This window comes from Pseudomonas sp. FG1, assembly GCF_034313875.1.
Classification (GTDB): Bacteria; Pseudomonadota; Gammaproteobacteria; order Pseudomonadales; family Pseudomonadaceae; genus Aquipseudomonas; species Aquipseudomonas veronii.
The window spans coordinates 300,881-322,731 of the sequence record NZ_JAVIWP010000001.1; the positions used below are offsets into that span (position 1 = coordinate 300,881).

The window sequence follows — 21,851 nt, forward strand, 5'->3', positions numbered from 1 at the left end:
ACTTCTCCACAAAGAACTCGAATCGACGGGCCACGGCGGGCCGCCACAACGAAGGCGAACTAGAAACCGTTGGCGGTCCAGCCGCCGTCCGACACGTAGATCTGCCCGGTGATGAACGTCGCGCTGCTGGACGCCAGGAACAGCGCCAGCTCGGCCATCTCGCCCGGCTCACCGAGGCGTTGCAACGGCGTGCGCTTGCGCAGGGCCTCGACGTCCAGGCGTCCGGCCCGTTGCAGTTCTTCCACCAACGGTGTGCGGGTATAGCCAGGGCCGATGGCGTTCATGCGGATGCCATGGCGGGCCCATTCCACTGCCAGGCACTTGGTCATAGAGACCACGGCGGCCTTGGTCGCGCAGTACGCCGTGCGATCGGCGGAGTGGGACACGCCCCACATCGACGAGGTGTTGATGATCACGCCCGCCTGCTGCTCGATCATGTGCCGGGCCGCCGCCTGGGCGCAGAAGAACACGCTGTTGAAGTTGATCTCGACGGCCCGACGCCATTCGGCCGGGCTGATATCGAGCGACGGTTTGTTGATCGATACGCCGGCGTTGTTAAGCAGCACGTCGATACGCCCGAAACAGGCCTTGGCGTGGGCAAAGGCCGCTTCAACCGCGTCTTCGTCAGCAACCGAAGCCTGGAAGCATTCGACTCGACTATTGGGGAAGGCTTCCTGCAACTCGCCCTTGGCGTCGGCCATGGCTTGAGCGTTGATGTCGATCAGCAGCAAGTGCGCGCCGTTGCGGGCAAAACCTTTGGCGAGTGCCAAGCCGATACCGCTGCCACCACCGGTGACCACCACCACCTTGTCGTGGATGCCGGCATAGGCGCTGTGCTGGAAAACAGCCGTTTCAGGCTGTGGTTGTACGGACGCAGGTGCTGAGCTATCTGAGTAGGACATGAGGTTCTCACTTATTTTTGTAGCTGGTCATACATTTAAAACAACTTGTCTGACCAGCTCAGAAAAACTAACCCGCACTGCGGGGTCTGTCAAAGGAAATTGTTACCGGAATAGTCGGCATATCGATCAGAACAGCGCCAGGCTGTAGCTGACGATAAGTCGGTTATCGTCGACTGACGGACCGAAACTGGAACGCACCATGGCGTTTCTCCAGCGCAGGCCCAGGTTCTTCAGCGCGCCGCTCTGGATCACATAGGACACGTCAAAATCGCGCTCCCATTCCTTGCCGTCGTTGCTGCCCGCCACCAGTACGTTGTCGCCACTGACGTAACGCACGAAGGTCGTCAGCCCTGGCACCCCCATGGCGGCAAAGTTGTAGTCGTATCGCAGCTGCCAGGCTTTCTCTTGGGCGGAGGCGAAATTGCGCACCTGGATATCACTGGGCAGCACGGTGGTGGTCGGGCTTAGCCAGATGGTCCCGTCTTCACCGTACATGCGCTGCCAGGCGGCCATCAGCGTGTGCCCGCCATGTGCCGCGCTGAGGGTGCTGTAGAACGAGCGGTTGTCGATTTTGCCGGCCTTGGCCTGGCCTTGTTCCTCGGAGTCGAGCAGGCCGACGGTGGTCCCAAGCGTCCAGGCACCGACCGGTTGCTTGTGGGCGAACTGGACTAAGCGTTGGCGATAGATATCCTCCAGTTCTGCGCCCCAGAGGCCGAGCATGGTCCGCTCCTGGTTGAAGCGGTACTCGCCACCCAGGTAGTTGTAGCGGTCGGACGTGGCGAACGAGCGGCCATCAATAAACAGGTCTTCGCGGTTACTGGAGTTGCGCTGAGTGAATGAGCGCATCTGCCCGGCATTGAGGGTCAGCCCGGTGATTTCTTTCGAAGTCAGCATCGCCCCCTGAAAGGTTTGCGGCAGCAACCGCGCATCGTTGTACTGGAGGATGGGCAGGCTCGGCAGCAGCTCCCCGACTTTCAGCTCGGTCTTCGACAGTTTCAGTTTGAGCGCAGCCCCCAAGCTGGAAAAATCATCCGCCGAGCCTTTGCCGTCCGCCGGCAACAACAGGCTGCCAGCACGCCCACTGCCGCTGTCGAGTTTGACCCCGAGACGGCCGATCAGATCGACGCCGACACCCACGGTGCCTTGGGTGTAGCCGGACTGTGCGTTAAGCAGAAAGCCCTGCGCCCACTCCTCGCTCTTGGCCTGGGCGGCACCGCTGTCGCGAAAGTCGCGGTTGAAGTAGAAGTTGCGCATCAGCACGTTGGCCGTTGCGCCTTCGATAAAGCCCTGCTCCTGGGCCAGGACCAGGCCCGGCAAGACGCTGAGCAACAGCAGGGGTTGTACGGTGATGTAGTTAGGCAGGCTCATTTTTATTGTTTTTCCCGGTGGATTTAAAACGCAGAACCCCCTGGCAAGCACACGTGCTGCCACACAATCGGGGGGGAAATTGGCAGGCGAACCTGCCGGGTTGAACACGCTGGCGGTCGGTCTAGACCGCCAACCATTCCTTCATCAAATTCGCATCGTCGGTCAGCGCCTGCGGCGTGCCCTCGAAGACAATCCGCCCATGCCCCATCACGCAGACTCGCGACGAAACCTTAAGCGCGATGGTCAGCTTCTGTTCCACCAGCAGGATCGAAACCCCACGTCGGTGGATCTCGCGAATAGCCTCGGCGACCACCGCCACAATCTTCGGCGCCAGGCCTTCGGTGGGTTCATCGATCAGCAGCACTCTGGGGCAGCCCAGCAACGACCGGCACAGGGTGAGCATCTGCTGTTCGCCCCCCGAAAGGTTGCCCGCGCCAGTGTTACGGCGCTCGCGCAGCCGCGGGAAAAACTCGAACATCTGCTCGACGGTCCACGCCGTGGCGCCGTCGGTGGGCGCTTGCTGGCCCATGCGCAAGTTTTCCTCGACGCTGAGGTTGGCGAAGACCTCACGTTCCTCCGGGACGAACCCGATGCCGGCACGGCTGATGCGATAGGGGCGCAGCCCGGTCAACTCGCGCCCGGCCAACTGCACGCTGCCGGCACTGGGCGGCACCAGGCCCATGACCGCTTTCATGGTGGTCGAGCGCCCGGCGCCGTTGCGCCCGAGCAGGCTCACCACCTCGTTGTGACCGATGTGCAGATCGACCCCATGCAATACATGGCTCTTGCCGTAATGCACATGCAGGTCGCTGATCGACAGCAGGTTTTGCGAAGTAGGGTTCATGCACATTGCTCCTCACCCAGGTAGGCTTCCTGCACCCGACGATCTGCGCGGATCTGGTCCGGCGTACCGGTGGCGATGACTTCGCCGTAGACCAGCACACTGATGCGGTCGCACAGGGAGAACACCACGTCCATGTCATGTTCGACGATCAGCAGCGAACGCCCCTGGGTCACCTCGCGGATCAGGTTCAGGGCGTAGTCGGTTTCTTCATGGGACATGCCCGCCATCGGCTCGTCGAGCAAGATCACCCGAGGGTCACAGGCCAGGGTCATGCCGATCTCCAAGGCGCGCTGTTCGGAGTAAGAGAGTTCGGCCGCGCACACCGTTTGCTTGTCCTGTAGCCGCACCTGTTCGAGCAATTGCTCAGTCTGCTCGCGCACCTCGGGGTAACGTTGGACGGAGCGCCAGAAGTGGTATTGCATCCGGTGCTTGCGCATCACCGCGATGCGCAGGTTTTCGAACACCGAGAGCCCGGGAAAAATGTTGGTGATCTGGAACGAGCGCGACAACCCCAGGTGATTGATGTGCTGTGGCGAGTAGCCCTGGATCGCTTCCGCGCCCAGGAGGATCTGCCCGCTGCTGGGCTGCAACTGCCCGGAGATCAGATGGAACAAGGTCGATTTGCCGGCCCCGTTGGGACCGATCACCGCATGACGTTCACCGGCACGCAATTCAAGCTGCGCACCCCGAATGATGTGAGCCTCGCCAAACGACTTATGCACATCGCGTAACTGCAGGATCGCATCGCTCATGGTTGTTCTCCTTCGACCCGAGGCCTGAGTGCGGCGGCGTTGACCACCGGTTCGTCGTCCAGCAGGCGCAGCCATTGGTGCCGGGCCAGTTTCAGGACCAACAGCCCGGCCACCCCCAAGAGCAACGGCGTGGCCCAGGTCAGCAGCGCGCCCGGCAGCCATTCGCGGCCGAACAGACTGATCGCCGGCCAGGCTTGGTCCGTCATCAACAGGGCCTGATAGTCCTGGCTGAATACGCGTTGCAACGTCTCGATCAAAAACACCACCGCCAGGCTCAACACCCCAGCGCCAAGCAGCGCCGAGAACGCCGCCGGGACGATCGCCAGCCAACCGCGCCGACGGATCTGCGCGCTCCAGCACAGCACCAGCCCGGCCAGGCCGCTGGGCATGAACATCATCACCAGTACGAACAACAGGCCCTGATACAGCAACCAGGATTGCGTGAGGTCAGAGGCGGCGTTGCCAAAGAACGTCATCAGGGCAGCGCCGAGCACCGGCCCGAGGAACACGTTGACGCCGCCGATGTAGGTGTTGAGTACCACTTCGGCAGAAAAACGCATGTCGAACAGCACGTAGTTGGCCGACTCCAGGTTCAGTGCTTGCAAGCCACCGGCAATACCGGCAAACATCGCCGACAAGGCAAACACCAGCACTCGCAAGCGGTGAACGTTGTAGCCCAGGAACTGCAGGCGGTGGCCGTTCTCGCGCAAGGCGAACGTCAGGCGCCCCATGGGCGTCAGCGTGAAGGCGTAGAGCAAGGCAATCGACAGCACCACCCAACCCAGCGTCAGGTAATACACTTGGGTCGCGTCACCGAAATCCAGGCCCCAGGCAGGGGCGCGCATGGACGAAATACCCGCCTCGCCGCCAAACAGCGTATTCAGGTGCGGGGCCAGGGAATGCAGCAACTCGGCCAGCGCCAGGGTGATCATGGAGAAGTAGACGCCCGCCCGTTTAGTGGCGAACCAACCGGCGCAGAGGCCGCAGATAAAGCCGCCCATGGCACCGATCAGCGGCAGCAACGGTGTCGGCAGCAGGCCTTGACCATTGAGCGCACTCATCGCATGCAATGTAGCGAACGCCCCCACGCCGAAGTACGCCGCATGACCGAACGAAAGCATGCCGCCCTGCCCGCACAACAAGTTGAAGGCACAGGCAAACAAGGCCGCGATAAGCATCTGGATGGCCGCGTTGACCATCGCCGCCGGCAGGATGGCGGGCAGCACCAGCAGGGCCAGCAACAGCACCGCCAGGAGGATATTCGTCAGTTTCATGGTTTACCCCTTCTCGCCCATCAACCCGGACGGCCGGATCAGCAAAATCAGCAGCATCAGCGCAAACGGAATGGTTGCCGCCACACTGGATACCTTGAGGGTCATCAACCCGCCCATCTGCTGCGCCCAGTCACCTGCCCCCAGCAAACCCAGGAGTGAAGCCAGGCTGAGGTCCACACCCACTGCGAACGAAGAAATCAGCCCGATCAGCAGCGACGCGATCATGGCCCCGGCCATCGAACCCAGGCCGCCAACCACCACCACGACAAACACGATGACCCCCAGCTCCAGGGCCATGTTCGGGTTGGTGGTGTAGAACGCCCCAGCCAGAGCCCCGGCCAGGCCGGCCAGTGCCGCGCCGATGCCGAACACGGCCATGAACACCAGCGGGACGTTGTGCCCCAGGGCCTCGGCCATTTGTGGACGATGAATCGCCGCCCGCACCACGATGCCGACCCGAGTGCGGGTCAACAGCAGGTAGATCAGGCCGAACACCAGCAGCGAGACCACACCCATCAACAAGCGATAGAACGGATAGTCGGTGCTGAACACCTGGAAGGCGGCAAAGTTGAGGAACTCTGGAACTCGGTATTCGACGGAAAAGTTGCCGTAAAACAACTTGATCAGTTCAGCAATGATGAACGTCAGGCCGAAGGTGAGCAGCAGTTCATGAGCATGGCCATGTTTGTGTACGCGGCGCAGGAAGAAGCGCTCGACGATCACGCCGAGCAGGCCCACGAGCACGGTCGAGAGCACTACCGCAGTCGTGAAGCCGACAACCTTCTGCAGGGTGTAGGCCAGGTAGGCGCCCACCATATAGAAGGAGGCATGGGCGAAATTGAGCACGCCCATCATGCCGAAAATCAGCGTCAGGCCGGCGGAAACCATAAACAGCAGCAGGCCGTAGATCACGCCGTTAAGCAGTGAAACTGTGAGAAATTCCATAGGCGACTCCAGCGTTCGCGATGGGCAGGAAGGCGTGCCGCTCGGCACGCCAGGCGGCGTCACTCGGGTCGTTGCATCCGGCAGGCATCCTGGACAGGCGCTGCGGCTTGATCGGCACTGAACGACTTGATCGGCACAAAGCCCATGTCGGTGCCGTCAACCTTGTAGCGCGCCTCCTTCGACACCACCGACACCACGAACGGCATCAGCAGTTGGTGATCCTCGGCACGCATCCGCACGTCACCCAATGGGTTGCGGTCGCTGGCCTGTTCCAGGGCCAGGGCGAAACTGCGGGTATTGAGACGGCCATCTTCGGCCGGCAGCTTCTTCAGCACATTGCCGACCATCTGCAAGGCAAATACCGTCTGTGGCTCGATGTAGGCTGGCAGGTGCCCGGTCTTGGCCTGATACTCGCTGGCAAATTTTTCGCCCTGCTCGCCCGCCGCCTCAATGTTGAACGGGTGGGAAACGTAGTGCCCCAGCGCGACATCGCCGGCGTTGGCGAGGTTGCCCGGCTGATCGAGAAAGGCCGTGCCGAAGCGCAGCTTCAGGCCGGCGGCGCGGCTGGCTTTCATCAGCAGCAACAGGTCGTTGCCCCAGTTGCCGGTCAGCACGGTTTCTGCGCCGGAGGCCTGGATGCGAGCGATATAGGGCGAAAAATCCTGCACCTTCTGCGTGTCGTGCAGGCTTTTACCCACCAACTGATAACCGCCAGCCGCGGCGTTTTCAGTGATGGATTTTTCCATGTCCTGGCCCCAGCTGTAGTTCTGGTTCATGGAATAGACTTTGCTGCCCAGGGTGCCCGCCTCTTTCATTGCCGCGACCAGGGTCTTGACCCGGATCGGTGCGTTACCGTTGAAGCGGAAGTGATAGAAGTGGCATTTGCTGCCGGTCAGTTCAAGCGCTTCACCGCCGACGTTGAGGAACACCACCTCCTTGCCCTTATTGCGCAGGTTGTACTTGCGCACGTCTTCGGTGATCTGCCCGGCAGCCACTGACGAAGCCCCTTGGACAATCATTTGCGCGCCGCTGCCAATGGCGGCCTTGAGTTTCTCGGAGGCGCCCGCGGGGGTCCCCTGGCTGTCGAACTCGAGGAGCTGGATCGGTTCGCCGTTCCAACCGCCCTCGGCATTCAGCCGTTCGATCTGAAAACGCGTGGCGGCGCGGAACATTTGCCCGGTGGCGGCCGACGGCCCCGACAGGGTCTCGACCAACGCCACTTTCAAAGGATCAGCGCAGGCGATACCGGCGAACAGGGTCGTGCCGAGGGTGAGCAGACGCAGCGTGGTCTTGGTGTGCATGGAAACCTCGAATTTTTATTGTTATTTGCAATCTGGTAGTACATCAGCAAGTACATGTCTGACCAGTTGGCGAAAATTACGTCAAGCCTGCCGCGAAGTCAAAGCACTCCTACCACGTTTTATGCATTTATTTTTTATAAATGCACCTGCGGGCCTTTAAAACAGACAACTCCACCCTGGATTATTTTTTCAAACACTTGTAAGACCACAGCTCAATCCGTCACTATCAACAGCTCATCACATCAATGCCCGTACCCGTGCTGCCCCCTGGCAGAGGACCGAACCATGAAAAGCGACAACGCGCACCCCAACCAGCCCCTGCCCATGGAAATCGTTCACTGGCTCAGTGGCGAGATCCAATCCGGGCGGCTGGCCACTGGCGATCAACTGCCCAGCGAACGGCAACTGTGCGAACAGTTTTCGGTCAGCCGGGCGGTGGTGCGCGAAGCCTTGTCGCAGCTCAAGTTCGAAGAGCTGATCACCACTCAGCAAGGCAAGGGTGCCTTCGTCGCCAAGCGCGGCGAGCGCCATGCGTTTCGCTTGAAAGCAGTCTCGCTGGGTGAAGGGGACGCATTGCTGCATATCCTCGAATTCCTGATCACCATTGAAGTGGGCGCCACGCGCCTGGCAGCCTTGCGCCACACCCCCGAAGACCTGAAGAAGATTCGCCAGGCACTGGTTGGTATGGAATACGCCATGGTCAATGATCAACTGGGGGACGAAGAAGACTATGCCTTCCACCAGGCGATTGTCGCGGCCACGCACAACCCGCATTTCAAATCGCTCAACGAGTACCTCGACCACAGCGTCCGGCGCCTGATTCGCGAAGCTCGCAGCAACACCGCCGAAATCTACAACGAGCTGATCCAGGACGTGCAGGACGAGCACCAGGCCATCTTCCAGGCCATCCAGGCCCGTGATCCGGTGTTGGCCGGCGAAGCCGCCGAGCGCCATCTGCGCAATGCCGCCAAGCGGATGAACATGTACCTGCAGGCCTGATTCCCGGCAGCACCCTTGACACCGAAAAGCGAAGCCTTCTACCATCCTGTCAGACAACAATAAAATATGTCAGACAGGTTACTGCTCATGAGTTCTATCAGCGCACTGTTACAAGCATTGGCTTCATTGATCCGCACCTCCGACACCCCTCCTGCCCTCGGCACGACCGCCCACCCCGCGGTATTCCAGCTTCCACTCGATCCCTTTTTCGGCCCGGCTCTTTATGAGAAGCGCCTCGGCACGACCGCCCGTACCCACTCCTACCGTTGAGGTTTCCCATGCACATCAGTGGCCAGACGCAACTGATCGGCATCGTTGCCGATCCGATCGCCCATGTAAAAACTCCGCAAGTGATCAACCACAGTGCTGCCAACCAGGGCCTCGACCTGGTCTGCGTGCCGCTGCACGTGCAAGGGTCGAACCTGCACAAGGTGCTGCTCGGCGTATCCGGCATCGCCAATCTGCACGGCCTGGTAGTGACCATCCCGTACAAGGAAAGCATCGTTGAATACTGCGACGAACTGACCGAGACCGCACGTCAGGTCGGCTCGGTCAATGCGGTGCGGATCGACCCCGAGAGCGGCCGATTGATCGGTGGCAACTTCGACGGCGAAGGCATGCTCGCCGGGCTGCATCAGCAAGGTCATAGGCTGGAAGGCAAACGCGTGCTGCTGGTGGGCGCCGGTGGCGCCGGCAAGTCGATCGCCGCAGCGATTGCCCGGCAGGAACCGGTACGGCTAGCGATCTACAATCGCTCCCCTGCCCGCGCCGAAGCCCTGTTGGAACGCCTGAAAACGCAGTTCCCCAAGGTCGAGCTAAGCACCAGCGACGGCAATGCGCAGGACTTCGACGTGATCATCAACGCCACCTCCCTGGGCCTCAAGGACGACGATGCCCTGCCGCTGGACCCCAGCACCCTGCGGGCTGATGCCCTGGTCTGCGAAGCCGTGATGCGCGCCGGCGACACCCCCCTGTTGGCCGCGGCTCGACTGCGCGGCTGCCGCGTTCACCATGGACAACACATGATCTATGGCCAGATCGTGCAGATCTGTCGTTTTCTCGGCGTTGACCTGCAACACGAACATCTGGCGCGCATTCTCGGCCCATGAACCCAGGCACTCTTTCGGAGACAACGACCATGTACGATTTCAACAATCGCGTCCTGCTGCTGACGGGTGCCAACGGTGGCATCGGCCGCGAAGTGGCAAGGCTGTTCTATCAGTACGGCGCCTCGATGGTGCTCGCCGACCTGGACGGCGACGGCCTGGCGGATTTCGCCCGGGAAATGGACGCCAGCGGCGAGCGCGTCGCCACCCTGCGGATGAATGCGGCCGACCCTGCCGATTCGGCCAAGGCTGTGCAACTGGCCGTCGAACGCTTCGGCGGCATCGACTTCCTGGTGCCATCGGCCGGTTTGTACCAGTCGCAGCCGATTCGCCAAATGACCGATGAGCAATGGCGCCAAACGCTGGGCATCAACCTCGACGGCGTGTTCTACCTGTGCCAGCGGGCAATCCCGGTACTGCGTGCCAACAGCGCAATCGTCAACCTAACCTCGGTGGCCGCACATCGGGGGGCGTTCTCTAACGCGCACTATGGCGCCTCCAAGGGCGGCCTACTGAGCCTGACCCGCGCTCTGGCGCGGGAGTTGGGGCCGCAGACCCGGGTGAACGCGGTGTCCCCCGGGATCATCGAAACCCCGATGACCCAGCACCTGATCGCGAGCCGCGGCAGCGATTCGGTGGAGCAGACCCCGCTCAAACGCCTGGGTCAACCGAGCGAAATCGCCTCGGTGATCGCCTTTCTATGCAGCAACGGCTCAAGTTTCATGACCGGCGAAGTACTGCACGTGAACGGCGGGCTGTACATCGCCGGATGAGCCTTGCGCGCCTCGTTTTTTTGCCCGTTGAGCGGTCAAGCGAGAAATGAGCGCGCGCCCTTCAGGGGCGCGGGCTCATGGGGCCAGCGGCCGCACTTACGCGCTGGCAACCTGCAAAGAGCTACGCACCTTGCCTGGGCTGCTGCCGGTGATGCGCCGAAACCAATGACCAAAGGAATCCCCCGACGCAAATCCCAGGTGCTGTGCCAGGGTCTCGTTGGAGTGTTCGCCTGCCAGGCCTCGGTATGCCTTCGCGATCCGCACTGCGACGTTGTCAGCTCGCCCTTTGATGCGTGCCGACGCAGAGGACTTCGAGCAATACCTGCTCCAGAATGTCGAAGAAACATCTGATGTGCGCCTGTTTCAACGCCTGAGGCCGGGTTACCAGATAGACCTCCATCTCTGGAAGTTCCAGCTCGGGGAACAACTCCGTCAGGCCCTTCGCCAGAATACGCGGCAGTACAGCCACGCCCATGCCTTGCCGCACCGACTCCAGTTGGACGGCGAACGAGTTCACGCTGATTTGCGCACGGTCCAGGCCCGCTGCCTTTGCGGCACGCATTTGAGGCAACATATCCAGCGGAGGAAGCAAGGCGATGTTGACCGCCGTAGCCAGGGTCACCCCGGGAGATCGCTTCAGGTACCCGGCCTCAGCGAAGACGCCATAGGCGAGCTTGCCGATGGGTCGATAAATCAACGATGGTTCGCCCAGGTGCGCTGTGCGTATGGCGATATCCGCCACCCCGCGGACGATCTTGTGAAAGTCGGTGGCGACCAGTAACTCCACGGAACAGCGCGGATGCAGGGCCGTAAACCGGCTCGCGGCGTCCAACACACAAGAAGAAAACCCCTCGCCGGCACTGACCAGCACGCTGCCACATAGCGCTGCGTGTTCCCCGGACAACTCCGCCGCCGTCTGACGCCTCAAGCCCGCCTCTGCTGCCACCGCGACGTCCACCAGGGCTTGGCCCCGCGAGGTCAACCAGCAGCCTTCAACGCCGCGCTCAACGAGCGGCTCACCCAGGGCCGCTTCCAGCTGGGTCAGGCGACGGGACACGGTAGACGCCGCGATCCCCAGCAGTTGGCCAGCTTGAAGAAAACTGCCACGCCGCGAGACCGCCAACAGCAGACGAAGATCGTCCCAATTTGCCTGCAACGCCATACCTCCCATCCTCCAGGGTTTGCATATATGCAAAGCCATTATGCAGTAGTCGCTGTTTTTCAGGCGCAGCCTCAACGGTATATCTACCGGCCTTCGAAACGACTGGAATGAAATGTATGACTATGGACCCCATGCGCAACGCATTCGTCACTGGCGCAACCGGCTTGCTGGGCAACAACCTGGTACGGGAACTGGTCGCACACGGCTACGCCGTCAAAGCCCTGGTCCGCTCACGGGCCAAGGGTGAGCAGCAGTTCAACGACCTGCCGAGCGTGGAACTGGTCGTTGGCGATATGGCCGACACCGACGCGTTCGCAACATCGTTGCAAGGCTGCGATACGGTGTTTCATACCGCAGCGTTCTTTCGCGATAACTACAAGGGCGGCAGCCACTGGGAAGAGCTCGAAAAGATCAATGTCGCCGGTACGCAAGCCCTGCTTCACCAGGCCTACCGCGCGGGGGTCCGCCGCTTCGTGCATACCTCGTCGATTGCCGTGCTCGACGGAGCCCCCGGCACCTCTATCGACGAGACATGCCTGCGGGCCGAAGCCGATGCGGATGACTACTATCGCAGCAAGATCCTCGCCGAGCGTGTCGTCTTGACGTTCCTTGAAACCCATCCCCAAATGCATGCCTGCATGGTGCTGCCCGGCTGGATGTGGGGCCCGGGCGATATGGGCCCGACCTCCTCCGGACAATTGGTCAAGGACGTGATCAACGGCAAGTTACCCGGGCTGATCCCCGGCACCTTCTCCGTGGTCGATGCCCGCGATGTGGCATGTGCCCAGATCGCCGCAGCCAAACATGGGCGGCGAGGAGAGCGCTACCTCGCGGCCGGTCGCAACTTGACCATGCGCCAGTTGGTACCTGTGCTGGGGCGTATCGCGGGCGTCAAAACCCCTGTTCGGCAACTGCCAGTACCCGCGCTGTACCTGTTGGCGGCGGTGCAGGAGGTTTACGCGCGCGTTACCGGCAAGCCTATTTTGCTGAGCATGGCGACGTTGCGCCTATTGATACGAGAGGAGCACCGTACCTGTTTTAACCACCACAAGAGCGAACAGGAGCTTGGCCTGAGTTTTCGAGTGCTGGAGCAGACCGTTTCTGACACTGTGGCGTGGTATCGGAAACATGGCGTGGTTAAGCCAAACAAGGACGAAAACACACGATGAGCAAAACCATCATCCTGATGCGTCACGGCCAGCCCAAGATGGCCGCGCGCGAAAGAATCTCAATGTTCGAGATGAAAGACTGGATCGAGCAATACAACCGATCCGAAATCATCCGCCATCCGGCTCCGGACGCCAGCCAGCAACTCGCCGCAGCCGCCACCCTGGTTGTTTCAAGCAGCGCGCCTCGTGCGCTGACCTCAGTCGAGGTGCTCGGGCTGAAGCCTGCTGTCGTCGACGCGCTTTTCTGCGAAGCGCAACTGCCTTATGGCCGTTGGCGACTGCCCCGGCTATCGCCGTTTACCTGGGCATTTATCTTCCGGGTCTTATGGCTGTGCGGTTACTCACGCAATATCGAATCCGCTGGCGCCGCAAGGTTGCGCGCCAACACGGCCGCTCAACGACTGCAGTCCCTCGCCGGTGAAGGGCCGGTTCTGCTGCTCGGTCATGGCGTGATGAATCGAATGATCGCCAAACACCTGCTCGCAGACGGTTGGACCCGCCAACAGCACAATGGCAGCCAATATTGGAGCGCGACGGTGTATCAATACGCTGGTGTATAGACGGTGATCGGCTGAGCGTCGCCAAGATCCACGCGTTCAGCCTGTAGCTGTCGACGCCTACCGCCGCGCCACAAACTCCGCCACCGCCGCCTCCAGCCACCCGGCCGCGCGCATTTTCAGGGCTGTGCTGCCGCATTTCGGACAGCTCGCGAACCAGTCGCCGGGCATCAGCGCGTCACTGCGCGGCGCAATGGTTTTCTTCCACTTGCAGTCTTCACACACAAAGGTGAAGGGTCTGGGTTTTATCGGCATGAATGGGTTCTCCTGGATGGCGATACTGCGGATTATTCTGTGACCGGGAGCAGCGCTTGCAGCAATTCCAGCTTGCGCTGCAACTGCGCGACGTGTTCTCGCTCGGCGCGCAACGCCGACCGCAGCTCGCGGTTTTCCATGTCCAAGATCTGCGCCAAACGCAGATCCTTTTGATAATGGGCAAGCATTTTCCAAAGCTCGCTCAACTTCAAACAATGCTGTACCAGCACCAGCAAGATGATCCCCATCACCGCCAATGCCCCCGTCGAAACCACTTCCGACATACTCATGTTCACATCCTTCCATCCCTTCGAGATATTCCGAAGACAGCGACACGATATGTAGTGATTTACGACAGGTCTAGAATGTAGACTTATACAGGTAAAGTATTCACGCACATGGAGCAGGTATGAAACGCAAGCAATCCATCGAACAAGTGCGCTGGGACCTGGCACTTCGCTATCGTTTGATCGAGACCGTCGCCTGGTGGGAAGGCCGCCTGACCACGGGGCACTTGATCCAGAGCTTCGGCATCAGCCGCCAGCAAGCCTCCAAGGACATCAATACCTACATCAATGAACATGCGCCCCGAAACTTGACATATGACAAGCAACGCAAGGGCTATGTACCGAGCAAACACTTCAAGCCGCTGTTCATCGATGACAGCGCCAGTGCCTACCTGCACCTGCTTTACCAGAACAATGAACGGGCGCCGCACATCGAAGGCCTGGCCCTGGCATATGCCCATACCAAGGTGCTCGAAGTGCCGGACCGGCCGATCCGGCCGGAGATCCTGCGCCCCTTGCTCGCGGCATGCCGCGACGGTCTGCGCCTGGAGACCGAGTACGTATCGCTCAATACCCCGAACGTGGAAATCCGCCTGATTGCCCCCCACACCCTGGTGTACACCGGGATGCGCTGGCATGTGCGCGCTTACTGCGAGAAGAATCGGCAGTACCGCGACTTTGTGCTGAGCCGCCTGCGCGGTGAGCCGGACCTGCTCGACGCGTCGCAGAACACACGGGAACTGGACGAAGACTGGAATACCGAAGTGCCGATCATCTTCGCCCCCGATGGCCGCTTGAACGCGGCGCAGCAGGCCATCATCGAAACCGACTTCGGCATGACCGACGGGCAACTGGTGGTGTCCAGTCGCAAGGCACTGGTGAAGTACGTCTTGCGCCGCTATCAGGTCGACCCGCGCAACCAGGCGACCAACCCCGAGGCCCAGCAGATCGTGGTCACCAATCTCAAAGAGTTGAGACCGTGGTTGATGCATGATTGAGGCGCATTTCCTGCCAGAGGCGCAGCGCACGCAGGCAATTGTCGATCTCGGCCGCGAGTAAGCGCTGTGCCAGCTCATGCTGGCCGTTGAGCAGAGCAATATTGCGCAGCGTATTGCCCTGGTGATTCTTCGCGCCCAGATCAAGACCGAACGTCATGGCGCGGTCGATGAAGTACCGCGCGGCCTTCAAGTGGCCATTGAGCAGCAGCCAATGCAGTGGCGTGTTCCCCAGCCCATCGCGGTCATTGAGGCTGGCACCCAGGCGGTAGCGGGCTTGCAGGGTTTTGACATTGCCGTATCGCGCAGGCAGGTGGATGTATTTGTCGTGGGGCATGAAGCTGCCCAGGCCGGCCCAGCCGCGAATCTGCGGGTTGCCCTGGGCGCCGAGTGACTCCAGCGTGTCGATCAGGCCGCTGCGGTTCAGCCGGTAAGCCATGTCCAGCGGCGTATCGCCCGCCAGGTCGCGCTGATTCAAGCCGGACGGATCGAGAGGCGGCGCCTCATCGAACAGCACACAGAGGTGCCAGTCGCTGAGGCCAAGCTCGGCGCGATCATCGATGCGCTCAAACAGAGTGATCGGCCGCCCCGCACACAACGTCGTGAGCGTCACGCCTCGAGCGAACATGCGCCGAAGAAACGCTCGAAGAGCGGCGTAGGCAAATGCTTGTCGTCCAGCAGACCGAAGTGCTTGCCCACGTTGCGCCCCAGGGCCATCAGTGTGTTTGCGCTGTTTTTCGTGCCGGCGTACCCGGCGCTCAAGATCGACTCGACACGCGCGTCACCGGTCGACTCTCGCTGATACGCCCGCCCCGTGATCATGACGTCTACCAGACACACGCTGACGCGCTCATCGCCCAAGGTGAAAGGCTCCAGCGCCTCGCTCGCCAAGACGGCACGCAAGCCGTCCTCGCCACCGGCGACAATCCGCTCCAGCGCTTCGAGTGAGCGGTCGAAGAGGTCGAACTCCTGCATCGAAAACGCAAAACAGTAGTCCTGAGCGGTAGCCCGCGAGATCGGACGCGCGTGGTGCGGATGAGTCGACAACCAGTCAACGAACGAGGCTTTATCGCTTTTTCCACCCTGGCGACGGAACAGCAGATAGTCGTTGATGACCTGACTGAAAGGGTTCCCCGTCGGCACCCAGCCCGTGCTGTCACGTTCGGGTTCCGGCAGGTCAACCACCGGCACGGCTGACTTAGGTGTCCACCCAAAGCACCGCAGGTCATAGCCAAGCACAAACAGGCTGGCCTCGAACGCATGGCACCGCGCAGGCAGCGCGCCTTGCTCGGCGAACCAGCCGGTGCGCTCGAGCACGGCGCGGATAATCCAGCCCAACCGCACTTGCCAGCGGGCCCATGTCTCATAGCTGATCGAAGAGAACTGAGGCGCGGCCAGGCCGTTCAAAAATGCTCCGGGGTTGCGGATCTGGCTGCCACGAGCGGCTCCGGACGGGAAAGCCAGCAAGGGTTTGCCGCTCCCCGTCCATTGCTGGCGAAACAGTGAATACAGCATGCCTATCGCTGCGCCGACGCGGCTGTCATAGATGGGGGAGCCCGACGAATCAAACAACGCATGAATCTTGGTCAGGCCCGCATCGAAACGCTCGACGCTGATCGCATCGAGATCATCCAGGTCATTTTTGCCGTCGAGCGACATCAGCCCGGCCATCTTTTGCAGATAGCTCGACAGCTTGCCGTTTGCGGCCAGCCGGTGCAAAAACGGAATGGCGCCCCGCACGCCGCCCCAACGAAGAATCTGCAGGCAGGCCTGAAGCGCTTGCTGGTCATTCCCCTGATTGACCGCACTCGTCAGCCATTCGCGAAGTTGCCCGAGAGAGCGTTGGGTTTCAGCCCAGGTGCGTGAATCCACCGAGCATTGGTGAGCATCCTGCCAGCTTGCCTTCCAGCGATAGTGCCCAAGCACCTGCTCGATGCCCTGGACATCAGCCGTCAAACCGCCAGGCACGAATTTGCTCGACTTGAAGCGCAGCTTGAAGGTCAGCGTCGGCAAATTCGCTGCAAGCCATGCGATGAAGGACTCAATTTCAGGTTGCGCCAGGAACTGTTCGCGCTGCATGCAGACCACCTTGCCAGTAATATCGAATGGCCACACCCTAAGCAAAATCAGCGACCCCGTCCACGATGTTTGTCCGTACAGGTAAACAAATGGAGCAGGTTCTCAGGCCCAGGCTAGACGCTTCTCGACCATCGCCAGGGTTCGGCCGAAACAGATATATGAGCTGTTCAGACACCCCGCGTCTGTTTACACGCGGCCCATCGACTTATGCATCGGCGTACCTTTGCAACGCATGTGCGAGATCGATATGCCCGGCACTCGCAAGGATCATCAGCGGCGGTCATGCCTCGACTACGCCTAGGGCTATATGAATTATCGAATGTTGCAGATCATCTAAAACCTTCGATCTAAATCATTCTCAACAATAACAAACAATAAGTTAGCCAACTAAGCATTTAAAACAACTGTGCGAAAAGACATACACCTGACTTCATATCGTTTTAACGACAAACCCTGGCATTCTTTTATTTTCACATATATTTTACATCCCCCTACATATGCTAATGTCATTACGACATCAGCGCTGTTCAACCAGGTTTAAGGAGTGTGTATGACCGGTGTACTGGCCTCCGTTAACAGCCGCACACAACTGGTCGGGCAGAACAGGCTCGAACTGTTGCTGTTCCGCTTCAACAATCACCAACTGTACGGGATCAACGTATTCAAAGTTCGTGAAGTTATCCGCTGCCCGAAGTTATCATCGATACCAAAGTCTAATAACAATATTTGTGGCGTGGCCAATATCCGGGGTGTCTGCATCCCTATTCTTGACCTCGCCATGGCAACGGGACTGCCCGGAGTCGAGGATCAGGAAAGCGCTTTTATAATACTTACGGAGTACAACAATCGCGTTCAGGGTTTCCTCGTCTACGCGGTCGAACACATCGTCAATCTGAACTGGGAAGACATCCATCCGCCGCCCAAGGGCAGTGGTGAGAACAATTACCTGACGGCCGTCACCCGCACGGACGACCGCCTGGTCGAGATCATCGATGTTGAAAAGGTGCTGACAGAAATATCGCCATCGTCCGAGGAAATATCCAGCGGCGTAATCGATCACGAAGTCACCCAGCAGGCGCGACACCTGCGGGTGTTGACCGTGGACGACTCGATGGTCGCGCGCAAACAGGTGACCCGCTGCCTGGAAACCGTGGGCGTCGAGGTAGTGGCCTTGAACGATGGCCGACAAGCGCTGGACTACCTGCGCGCCATGCTCGACGAAGGGCGCAAGCCGGATGAGGAGTTTCTGATGATGATCTCCGACATCGAGATGCCGGAGATGGATGGCTACACCTTGACCGCCGAGATCCGCAACGACCCGCGCATGGCCAACCTGCACATTGTGCTGCACACCTCGCTCTCGGGAGGCTTCAACCAGGCCATGGTCAAGAAAGTCGGGGCCGACGACTTCCTGGCCAAGTTCCGCCCCGATGACCTGGCCGGCCGCGTCGTCTCACGTATCAAAGCCGTCAACACGAACTGACGCTCTACGACAACAACACTCAAGCCAAGGAGGCTGTAAGGAAACGAATAAGAACAAAATCAACAGAGGGCAAATCATGTTGAAATGTAATGAGCTCTATCATCTGGCGCCAGACAGCGGCGAGGCCAGGCCCTTCTGGCAAGGCCGCGCACGCGACGCGCAGGCGGATATCCAATGCGCCATGGGCTGCGGCGCGCAACTACCCGAGACACCCCAGTCAGCAGAGCCGCCCTCTGCGCCCGCAGCGGCGACGATCACTCCCACCTGCATGAACGACGAGCTTGTTGCCGCCCAGGAAATCTGTGCCCGCGCCAAGACTGCCGTGGTCGAGATGTTCAGCCATGTCCGCATGGGCCGCGCCCTGGAGTTGGAGAATATCAGCGCACTGGTCGACGACATTTCCGCGTCGATCGCCCGCCATCCCAATGCCTTCATCAGCCTGGCACGCCTGAAAAGCCTCGACGATTACACCTATATGCATTCGGTCGCCGTGTGTGCACTGATGATTGCCCTGGGCAACCAGTTGAACCTGCCCGCCGTGTTGATTCGTCGGGTCGGGATGGCCGGCCTGCTGCATGACATCGGCAAAATGGCCATACCGGGCGCGATCCTCAATAAGCCCGGGCGCTTGAGCGGTGACGAATTACAACTGATACGCACGCACCCGCTGGAAGGTGAGAAAACCCTGCTGGCGACTTCGCAGATGTGCGACATGGTCGTGGATGTCTGCCTGCATCACCATGAGCGGGTGGACGGCAGCGGCTACCCCCATCAGTTGGTCGGCGACCAGATCAGTCTTTTTGCGCGAATGGCCGCCGTTTGCGATGTCTACGATGCAATCACCTCGGATCGTTCCTACAACCAAGGCTGGGACCCCGCGGTCGCCATCCAGCAAATGTCGACATGGGACGGGCATTTCGACGATGAGGTGTTCCGCGCGTTTTTGAAGTCCGTGGGTATTTATCCGGTGGGGTCTATCGTTCAGTTGAAAAGTGGCAGTATCGGCGTGGTGATCGAACAACACCCCGACTCTTTATTGACGCCAAAGATCAAGTTGTTCTTCGTGCCGGTGTTGAATATTTATATCACCCCCAAAATAATCGACCTGAGTGATCCCGAACAAACCGATCGCATCATTGCGCGCGTGCCGTCACAGCGCTATGGCTTTAAAAACACCGAACGTCTCTGGCTCGACGATGAGGCGTCCGAGCAGAACTAAGCGACGCCCCAGCTGTACTGCATTTATATGCTCAAGCAGCCCATGATCAAGCAGTAAGCCTTGCGAACAAAAAAACTGAAATGCCGCCATCCAATTATGTCGGCAACTATTAGCGTGGGCAGGAAATACCATGAAATTCAACTCATTACAGACTCGGATTTGCTTCACCGCCGGACTCTGCCTGTTAATCTCTTGCGCGAGCCTGGTGTTATATGGGTTGTACTCCTCAACCGCCAATCAAGCCTACGTGGGCACCGAAGTTTCAACATTGATCGAAAGCGGCACCATTCGCGAAGTACAAAACCTGGCGGAGTCCCGTGCCAATGCGATCAGGGCGAAACTGCAAAATGCCTTGGACTCGGCACGCACGCTGGCCAATACGCTGGGCGCGAGTAAAAGTGCGCAAAGCCCGCTGGCACTGGGCCGCGATCAAATCAATACAATGTTGCTCAGCGTGCTCAAGGACAACCCCGATTTCAACGGCACGTATTCGTGCTGGGAGCCGGATGCGGTGGACGGCCAGGACCAAGCGTTTCGTAACAACGAAGGCGGCAACAACCCCTTGACCGGCCGCTTCACGCCCTATTGGACACGCGGCTCGGACGGCCATATCGCCGTGCAACCGCTGGTCGAATACGACTCCGATGCCCGCCACCCCAATGGCGTGCTCAAGGGCGGCTGGTACAGCGGCCCCCGGGACACCCTGAAAGAAAGCGTGCTCGACCCCCTTCCCTACGTGGTGCAAGGCAAAAATGTGTGGCTGACCACGCTCTCGGTACCGATCACCGCCAATGGCAAGTTTTACGGCGTGGTCGGCGCAGACTTCGACATCTCGTTTATCCAGAAACTCAGCGAGCAAATGTCCGCCGACCTCTACGGCGGCAAAGGTTCGGTGTCGATCCTGAGCAACCAGGGCTTGGTGGTCGCCGACAGTAAACGGCCGGAACTGATCGGCCAGTCATTGAAGGCATTGCTACCCGACACCTGGGATAAGGTGCTGGCCAATGTGCAAAAAGGCCAGGGCGACAGTCGCCTCAACCAGGAGTCCCAGGAAATCGAAGTACAGATGCCGATCATCCTGGGCCGCACCGAAAAACCCTGGGCCATCTTGATCCAACTGCCCAAGGCGGTGGTCATGAGCCAGGCGATTGCCCTGGAGAAGGAACTGCAATCCCGTGGCGTCAGCAGCAGTATCTGGCAGGTCTCGGTCGGCCTGGGTATCTCGGTACTGGCATTGCTGGCGCTGTGGTTCGCCACCGCAAAAATCGTCGGGCCGATTCGTGAAGCCGCCGCCTTGGCTGCCAACATCAGCCTGGGGGATTTCTCGCGTCGCCTGGTGCAAAAATCCGACGATGAAGTCGGCCAGTTGTCCTTGGCCTTGAACGAGATGTCCGAAAGCCTGCAGCGTCAGGTCCGTGTGGCTGAACGTATCTCCGAAGGCGATCTGGACCTGGAAGTGCGTTTGTCCTCCCCCAACGACACGTTGGGCAAGTCCCTGGAAAAAATGGTCGGCAACTTGAACACCTTGATTTCCCAGGTGCAGGCCAGCGCCACGCAAATCACCGGCAGCTCCGCACAGGTCACCGAGTTGAGCCAGTCGTTGTCCGACGGTGCGTCCAACTCGGCGTCATCCATCACTGAAATCAGTGCCGTCATGACGCAAATGGCCGCGCAGACCACCGACAACGCCGCCAACGCGAAAAAGGCCGACGAACAATCCCAGGCCTCACGCGCCGACGCCGGGGAAAGTGACAAGCTGATGAGCGAACTGATCGCCGCCATGACCGAAATCGACAACTCGGGCAAAGACATCACCGCGATCATCACCACCATCGACAACATCGCCGCCCAGACCAACCTGCTGGCCTTGAACGCGGCGATCGAGGCGGCACGTGCCGGCGAATTGGGCCGTGGTTTTGCCGTCGTCGCCGATGAAGTCAGGAGCCTCGCCGCCCGCAGTGCCGAAGCGGCCCAGCAAACCGCGGCGCTGATCGCCGACTCGTCGACCAAGACACAGCGCGGCATGGTCATCGCCGGTCGCACGGCCGACTCGTTGCGAAACATCGTCACCGGCACCAGCACCGTTTCCAGCCTGGTGTCGCTGATCTACCAAGCCTCGAGTGAACAGGCGTCCGGCTTGCAGCAAGCCAGTATCGGCCTGGAGCAGATCGACGAAGTCACCCAGCAGAATCAGGCCAACTCCCAACAATGCGCGGTGGCTGCCCGCGACCTGTCGGAGCGGGCCAGCTCCATGCAACAAGGGTTGAGCCGGTTTAAAGTCAAAGCGACATAACCCCCATCCGCAATGAAGCCGGGGCGGAAATAAATCACCGCCCCGGTCCCCCTGCACAAACCTCGTACCCATTCATGAAATATTAAGA

The 21,851-nt window shown here is 60.1% G+C and carries 22 protein-coding genes; 10 read left to right on the forward strand and 12 right to left on the reverse strand.

The window, feature by feature from the left end:
• Positions 1–59 precede the first annotated feature (59 nt).
• From RGV59_RS01335 to RGV59_RS01365, 7 genes are all read right to left on the reverse strand, one after another.
• Positions 60–902 (reverse strand): SDR family NAD(P)-dependent oxidoreductase, encoded by an 843-nt coding sequence (locus RGV59_RS01335; RefSeq protein ID WP_079444744.1) that lies wholly within the window; start codon positions 900–902, stop codon positions 60–62.
• Positions 903–1,028: 126 nt separating this feature from the next.
• Positions 1,029–2,276: an OprD family porin gene (locus tag RGV59_RS01340; protein WP_371928143.1), complete on the reverse strand. Its 1,248-nt coding sequence runs from the start codon at positions 2,274–2,276 to the stop codon at positions 1,029–1,031.
• A 115-nt stretch (positions 2,277–2,391) separates the two neighbouring features.
• Positions 2,392–3,114: an ABC transporter ATP-binding protein gene (locus RGV59_RS01345; protein ID WP_046382008.1), complete on the reverse strand. Its 723-nt coding sequence runs from the start codon at positions 3,112–3,114 to the stop codon at positions 2,392–2,394.
• Complete coding sequence (locus RGV59_RS01350) at positions 3,111–3,866, reverse strand: ABC transporter ATP-binding protein (protein ID WP_046382007.1); 756 nt, start codon at positions 3,864–3,866, stop codon at positions 3,111–3,113. The genes RGV59_RS01345 and RGV59_RS01350 overlap by 4 nt, the downstream gene beginning before the upstream one ends.
• Positions 3,863–5,140: a branched-chain amino acid ABC transporter permease gene (locus tag RGV59_RS01355; protein ID WP_126587245.1), complete on the reverse strand. Its 1,278-nt coding sequence runs from the start codon at positions 5,138–5,140 to the stop codon at positions 3,863–3,865. Before RGV59_RS01355 ends, RGV59_RS01350 begins: the two co-directional genes overlap by 4 nt.
• Positions 5,141–5,143: 3 nt before the next feature.
• On the reverse strand, positions 5,144–6,085 hold the full coding sequence (locus RGV59_RS01360) for a branched-chain amino acid ABC transporter permease (protein WP_046382005.1): 942 nt from the start codon (positions 6,083–6,085) through the stop codon (positions 5,144–5,146).
• Positions 6,086–6,144: 59 nt separating this feature from the next.
• Positions 6,145–7,386, reverse strand: a complete 1,242-nt coding sequence (locus RGV59_RS01365) for a branched-chain amino acid ABC transporter substrate-binding protein (protein ID WP_079444747.1) — start codon at positions 7,384–7,386, stop codon at positions 6,145–6,147.
• Between the two features lie 285 nt (positions 7,387–7,671).
• Between RGV59_RS01365 and RGV59_RS01370 the strand changes: the two genes are divergently transcribed.
• The 4 genes from RGV59_RS01370 (at position 7,672) to RGV59_RS01385 (ending at position 10,264) form a co-directional block, all read left to right on the forward strand.
• Entirely contained in the window at positions 7,672–8,385 is a 714-nt protein-coding gene (locus tag RGV59_RS01370) for a FadR/GntR family transcriptional regulator (protein WP_046382004.1), read from the forward strand.
• 87 nt (positions 8,386–8,472) lie between these two features.
• Positions 8,473–8,655, forward strand: a complete 183-nt coding sequence (locus RGV59_RS01375; RefSeq protein ID WP_126587246.1) for a hypothetical protein — start codon at positions 8,473–8,475, stop codon at positions 8,653–8,655.
• A gap of 8 nt (positions 8,656–8,663) precedes the next feature.
• Complete coding sequence (locus RGV59_RS01380; RefSeq protein ID WP_126587247.1) at positions 8,664–9,494, forward strand: shikimate dehydrogenase family protein; 831 nt, start codon at positions 8,664–8,666, stop codon at positions 9,492–9,494.
• A gap of 29 nt (positions 9,495–9,523) precedes the next feature.
• The gene (locus tag RGV59_RS01385; protein WP_126587248.1) at positions 9,524–10,264 is read left to right on the forward strand and encodes an SDR family NAD(P)-dependent oxidoreductase; all 741 of its coding nucleotides are present in this window, start codon (positions 9,524–9,526) and stop codon (positions 10,262–10,264) included.
• A 274-nt stretch (positions 10,265–10,538) separates the two neighbouring features.
• Here the strand turns inward: RGV59_RS01385 and RGV59_RS01390 are convergent, their stop codons facing one another.
• Complete coding sequence (locus RGV59_RS01390) at positions 10,539–11,426, reverse strand: LysR family transcriptional regulator (protein WP_017847335.1); 888 nt, start codon at positions 11,424–11,426, stop codon at positions 10,539–10,541.
• Positions 11,427–11,557: 131 nt separating this feature from the next.
• Here RGV59_RS01390 and RGV59_RS01395 point away from each other — a divergent pair, with 131 nt between their 5' ends.
• Positions 11,558–12,595, forward strand: a complete 1,038-nt coding sequence (locus RGV59_RS01395) for an SDR family oxidoreductase (RefSeq protein WP_126587251.1) — start codon at positions 11,558–11,560, stop codon at positions 12,593–12,595.
• Positions 12,592–13,155, forward strand: coding sequence for a histidine phosphatase family protein (locus RGV59_RS01400; protein WP_017847333.1), 564 nt, complete (start codon positions 12,592–12,594; stop codon positions 13,153–13,155). The genes RGV59_RS01395 and RGV59_RS01400 overlap by 4 nt, the downstream gene beginning before the upstream one ends.
• 57 nt (positions 13,156–13,212) lie before the next feature.
• On the opposite strand, the gene RGV59_RS01405 is transcribed toward RGV59_RS01400, so the two are convergent.
• On the reverse strand, positions 13,213–13,407 hold the full coding sequence (locus RGV59_RS01405; RefSeq protein ID WP_017847332.1) for a hypothetical protein: 195 nt from the start codon (positions 13,405–13,407) through the stop codon (positions 13,213–13,215).
• 32 nt (positions 13,408–13,439) lie between these two features.
• On the reverse strand, positions 13,440–13,697 hold the full coding sequence (locus tag RGV59_RS01410; RefSeq protein ID WP_126587249.1) for a hypothetical protein: 258 nt from the start codon (positions 13,695–13,697) through the stop codon (positions 13,440–13,442).
• Between the two features lie 119 nt (positions 13,698–13,816).
• Here RGV59_RS01410 and RGV59_RS01415 point away from each other — a divergent pair, with 119 nt between their 5' ends.
• Entirely contained in the window at positions 13,817–14,692 is an 876-nt protein-coding gene (locus RGV59_RS01415; RefSeq protein ID WP_017847330.1) for a WYL domain-containing protein, read from the forward strand.
• Here RGV59_RS01415 and RGV59_RS01420 read toward each other — a convergent pair.
• Together RGV59_RS01420 and RGV59_RS01425 are read right to left on the reverse strand one after the other, a co-directional pair.
• A complete protein-coding gene (locus RGV59_RS01420) occupies positions 14,658–15,317 on the reverse strand; it encodes an ankyrin repeat domain-containing protein (RefSeq protein WP_260473912.1) in 660 nt (219 codons plus the stop codon). The two genes, RGV59_RS01415 and RGV59_RS01420, sit on opposite strands and share 35 nt — an antisense overlap.
• Positions 15,299–16,768 (reverse strand): hypothetical protein, encoded by a 1,470-nt coding sequence (locus RGV59_RS01425; protein WP_126587250.1) that lies wholly within the window; start codon positions 16,766–16,768, stop codon positions 15,299–15,301. The genes RGV59_RS01420 and RGV59_RS01425 overlap by 19 nt, the downstream gene beginning before the upstream one ends.
• 550 nt (positions 16,769–17,318) lie before the next feature.
• Here RGV59_RS01425 and RGV59_RS01430 point away from each other — a divergent pair.
• The 3 genes from RGV59_RS01430 to RGV59_RS01440 all read left to right on the forward strand — a co-directional run bounded on the left by RGV59_RS01430 (position 17,319) and on the right by RGV59_RS01440 (position 21,763).
• Entirely contained in the window at positions 17,319–18,251 is a 933-nt protein-coding gene (locus RGV59_RS01430; protein ID WP_057005104.1) for a chemotaxis protein CheV, read from the forward strand.
• Positions 18,252–18,327: 76 nt separating this feature from the next.
• Positions 18,328–19,470: an HD-GYP domain-containing protein gene (locus RGV59_RS01435; RefSeq protein ID WP_232590864.1), complete on the forward strand. Its 1,143-nt coding sequence runs from the start codon at positions 18,328–18,330 to the stop codon at positions 19,468–19,470.
• 130 nt (positions 19,471–19,600) lie between these two features.
• Positions 19,601–21,763 carry a methyl-accepting chemotaxis protein gene (locus tag RGV59_RS01440; RefSeq protein ID WP_126586219.1) on the forward strand — a complete coding sequence of 721 codons (2,163 nt, stop codon included), beginning with the start codon at positions 19,601–19,603 and terminating at the stop codon, positions 21,761–21,763.
• Positions 21,764–21,851 lie beyond the last annotated feature (88 nt).

Coding starts and splice junctions, on each gene's coding strand:
- RGV59_RS01335 (WP_079444744.1), bottom strand. CDS start 902: ATGTCCTACTCAGATAGCTCAGCACCTGCGTCCGTACAACCACAGCCT.
- RGV59_RS01345 (WP_046382008.1), bottom strand. CDS start 3,114: ATGAACCCTACTTCGCAAAACCTGCTGTCGATCAGCGACCTGCATGTG.
- RGV59_RS01350 (WP_046382007.1), bottom strand. CDS start 3,866: ATGAGCGATGCGATCCTGCAGTTACGCGATGTGCATAAGTCGTTTGGC.
- RGV59_RS01355 (WP_126587245.1), bottom strand. CDS start 5,140: ATGAAACTGACGAATATCCTCCTGGCGGTGCTGTTGCTGGCCCTGCTG.
- RGV59_RS01360 (WP_046382005.1), bottom strand. CDS start 6,085: ATGGAATTTCTCACAGTTTCACTGCTTAACGGCGTGATCTACGGCCTG.
- RGV59_RS01365 (WP_079444747.1), bottom strand. CDS start 7,386: ATGCACACCAAGACCACGCTGCGTCTGCTCACCCTCGGCACGACCCTG.
- RGV59_RS01370 (WP_046382004.1), top strand. CDS start 7,672: ATGAAAAGCGACAACGCGCACCCCAACCAGCCCCTGCCCATGGAAATC.
- RGV59_RS01375 (WP_126587246.1), top strand. CDS start 8,473: ATGAGTTCTATCAGCGCACTGTTACAAGCATTGGCTTCATTGATCCGC.
- RGV59_RS01380 (WP_126587247.1), top strand. CDS start 8,664: ATGCACATCAGTGGCCAGACGCAACTGATCGGCATCGTTGCCGATCCG.
- RGV59_RS01385 (WP_126587248.1), top strand. CDS start 9,524: ATGTACGATTTCAACAATCGCGTCCTGCTGCTGACGGGTGCCAACGGT.
- RGV59_RS01390 (WP_017847335.1), bottom strand. CDS start 11,426: ATGGCGTTGCAGGCAAATTGGGACGATCTTCGTCTGCTGTTGGCGGTC.
- RGV59_RS01395 (WP_126587251.1), top strand. CDS start 11,558: ATGCGCAACGCATTCGTCACTGGCGCAACCGGCTTGCTGGGCAACAAC.
- RGV59_RS01400 (WP_017847333.1), top strand. CDS start 12,592: ATGAGCAAAACCATCATCCTGATGCGTCACGGCCAGCCCAAGATGGCC.
- RGV59_RS01405 (WP_017847332.1), bottom strand. CDS start 13,407: ATGCCGATAAAACCCAGACCCTTCACCTTTGTGTGTGAAGACTGCAAG.
- RGV59_RS01410 (WP_126587249.1), bottom strand. CDS start 13,697: ATGAGTATGTCGGAAGTGGTTTCGACGGGGGCATTGGCGGTGATGGGG.
- RGV59_RS01415 (WP_017847330.1), top strand. CDS start 13,817: ATGAAACGCAAGCAATCCATCGAACAAGTGCGCTGGGACCTGGCACTT.
- RGV59_RS01420 (WP_260473912.1), bottom strand. CDS start 15,317: ATGTTCGCTCGAGGCGTGACGCTCACGACGTTGTGTGCGGGGCGGCCG.
- RGV59_RS01425 (WP_126587250.1), bottom strand. CDS start 16,768: ATGCAGCGCGAACAGTTCCTGGCGCAACCTGAAATTGAGTCCTTCATC.
- RGV59_RS01430 (WP_057005104.1), top strand. CDS start 17,319: ATGACCGGTGTACTGGCCTCCGTTAACAGCCGCACACAACTGGTCGGG.
- RGV59_RS01435 (WP_232590864.1), top strand. CDS start 18,328: ATGTTGAAATGTAATGAGCTCTATCATCTGGCGCCAGACAGCGGCGAG.
- RGV59_RS01440 (WP_126586219.1), top strand. CDS start 19,601: ATGAAATTCAACTCATTACAGACTCGGATTTGCTTCACCGCCGGACTC.